2 protein-coding genes are annotated in these 2513 nt (G+C 63.8%); both read right to left on the reverse strand.

What is annotated here, in order from left to right; translation table 11 throughout:
• The coding region (locus tag ACPYOD_RS19055; protein WP_481303258.1) for a type II secretion system F family protein at positions 1-501 on the reverse strand (501 nt) is incomplete at its 3' end.
• Positions 502-646: 145 nt separating this feature from the next.
• Positions 647-2374 carry a type IV-A pilus assembly ATPase PilB gene (gene pilB, locus ACPYOD_RS19060; protein WP_481303259.1) on the reverse strand — a complete coding sequence of 576 codons (1728 nt, stop codon included), beginning with the start codon at positions 2372-2374 and terminating at the stop codon, positions 647-649.
• Positions 2375-2513 lie beyond the last annotated feature (139 nt).

A 2513-nucleotide genomic window follows, 5' to 3' on the forward strand; every position in this document is an offset into this window, starting at 1 on the left:
ATCGAGGACCGTGTCGAGCACACCCGCCGACTCGCCCGCGTGCACGAGGTTGCGATAGAGCTCGTCGAACTGCACCGGATATTGCGCGAGTGCCTCGTGCAGCGAGGCGCCACCTTCGATGGCGCTCTTCACGTCGATCAGCATGTTCTTGAAGCGAACGTTCTTCTGTCCGTTCGCGATGATGTCGAAGGCCTGCACCATCGGCACGCCGGATGCCATCATGGTGGCGATCTGGCGGCTGAAGATGGCGACGTCGCGAGGCTTGACCGTGCTGCCCGAGGCCCCGAACAGCGGCTTCGCCTTCTCGCGCACGGTTTGCGGGTTCATGCCCTGGCGGCGCAGTTCCGCCTTTACCAGCGCGGCATTCTTCGCCTGCATCTCGCCCTTCATGCGCTTGCCGCGCTTGTCGAGGGCGACCCAGTCGTACATGACCAGCTTGTTGACTTCGGAGCGCGCTACGCCAATGGCGCGCGCGTTCTTTGTGGCGGTGGCGGTAGCCATGGCGCGGTGTTCCCCCCGGGTTGATGCTTCAGCAGGCCGCCCCTCCGGGGGCGGCCTCTGTTCTTATTCTAGTTTGAACGGTAGGCAGGTGCCTTTCTGCCGTCTGGCGCACATCTTCACATGCCGTGGGCGCCGCCGGGGGCCGTCAGTCCTTGGTGACGCGGTTGATCTCGGCCAGGCTGGTGACGCCGTTCCGGACTTTCAGCAGGGCGGAGGCTCGCAGGTCGTTGATGCCGGCCTTTTTCGCCACCTCCGCGATCTGCATGGCGTTGCCTCCCTCGAGGACGATCTTCTGGATGTCCTCGACCATCGGCATGACCTGGTAGATGCCGACGCGGCCCTTGTATCCCTCGTTGCAGCTGTCGCACCCGACGGCCTCGTAGATGGTGATGCCCTGGTCGATTTCTTCCTGGGTAAAACCTTCGGCCAACAGGGCGGCAGGTGGCAGCTGGATCGGCCGCTTGCACTCGTGCAGTCGCCGCGCCAGGCGCTGGGCGATGATCAGGGTGACCGACGAGGTGATGTTGTAGGGCGCGATGCCCATGTTCATCAGGCGCGAGATGGTCTGGGGGGCGTCGTTCGTGTGCAGGGTGGACAGCACCATGTGGCCGGTCTGCGCTGCCTTGACGGCGATCTCGGCGGTTTCCAGGTCGCGGATTTCGCCGACCATGATCACGTCCGGATCCTGGCGCAGGAACGAGCGCAGGGCCGCCGCGAAGGTCATGCCGCGCTTGGTGTTCTGCTGGACCTGGTTGATGCCCTCCACGCGGATTTCGACCGGATCTTCCACCGTGGAAATGTTGCGCCCTTCGGTATTCAGGATATTGAGGGCCGTATACAGCGACACCGTCTTGCCCGAGCCGGTGGGACCGGTGACGAGCACCATGCCGTAGGGTTTCTCGATGGCGTCGAGGTAGAGTTTTTTCTGGTGCTCTTCGTAGCCGAGCTTGTCGATGCCTAGCTTGGCCGAGGAGCCGTCCAGGATACGCAGCACGATCTTCTCGCCAAACAGCGTGGGCAGGGTGCTGACGCGGAAGTCGATGGCGCGGGTCTTGGTCAGGTTGAGCTTGATGCGGCCGTCCTGCGGTACGCGGCGTTCCGCGATGTCCAGGCCGCTCATCACCTTGATGCGCGAGGCGATGCGGTTGCCCAGCTTAATGGGTGCCGAGGCGACGACACGCAGAATGCCGTCCATGCGCAGGCGCACGCGATAAACCGTTTCGAACGGCTCGAAGTGGATATCGGAGGCGCCGCGCTTGATGGCGTCCACCAGGATCTTGTTCACGAACTTGACGACGGGGGCATCGTCGTTGGCATTGGCGTCGATACCCGTCGTGCCGTCGCCGTCCTCGTCGCCACCCTCGAGGGCAAGGTCTTCCAGGCCGTTGTCTTCGAAGCCCGGCACGCTGGCATTCATGGCGGAAAGCGCGGTATCGATCACCCGGCGCAACTGCCCGCGTTCGACCAGCACCGGCTCGACCATGTGGTTCGAGTGGAACTTGATCTCGTCCAGCGCATGCGACTGCATCGGGTCGGCAATGCCGACGAACAGGCGCTTGCCGCGCTTGAAGAGGGGCAGGGCCTGGTGCTTGGTGATCAGCGCTTCCGTGACCAGGTCCAGCGGCATGTTCGCCGCCGCCATGCCGGCGATGTCCATCAGGGGCATGCCGAATTCGGCGGAGGCCACCTGGGACAGCTTGGCGCTTTCGACCAGGTTGTGGTCGACCAGCCAGGCGGACAGGGAGACGCGCTTCTCGGCTGCGTCCTGCACGGCTTTGCGCACGTCGGCTTCCGGTAGCACGTTCTCCGTGACCAGCCGCCGCGCCATGCCGGTGAGACCCGCCAGGATGGGCGTATGCATTTGTGAAGCCATGTGGACGTTTCCCCGAGATACGCGCCTGAATCTACTCCAGATTATAGGAATGGTCACGCTCGGCCGTGTGACGGTCCCGTCGGTCTCCGGTGCTCGCGGTTCCGCAGCTTCCTTCTCGTTTCGCGCTGCGCATATCCCT

The sequence above is a fragment of the Luteibacter sp. HAY1-4A genome, from assembly GCF_056755355.1.

What these genes read in the sequence shown, in the direction of transcription:
- pilB (WP_481303259.1), bottom strand. Translation starts at nt 2,374, where the DNA reads ATGGCTTCACAAATGCATACGCCCATCCTGGCGGGTCTCACCGGCATG.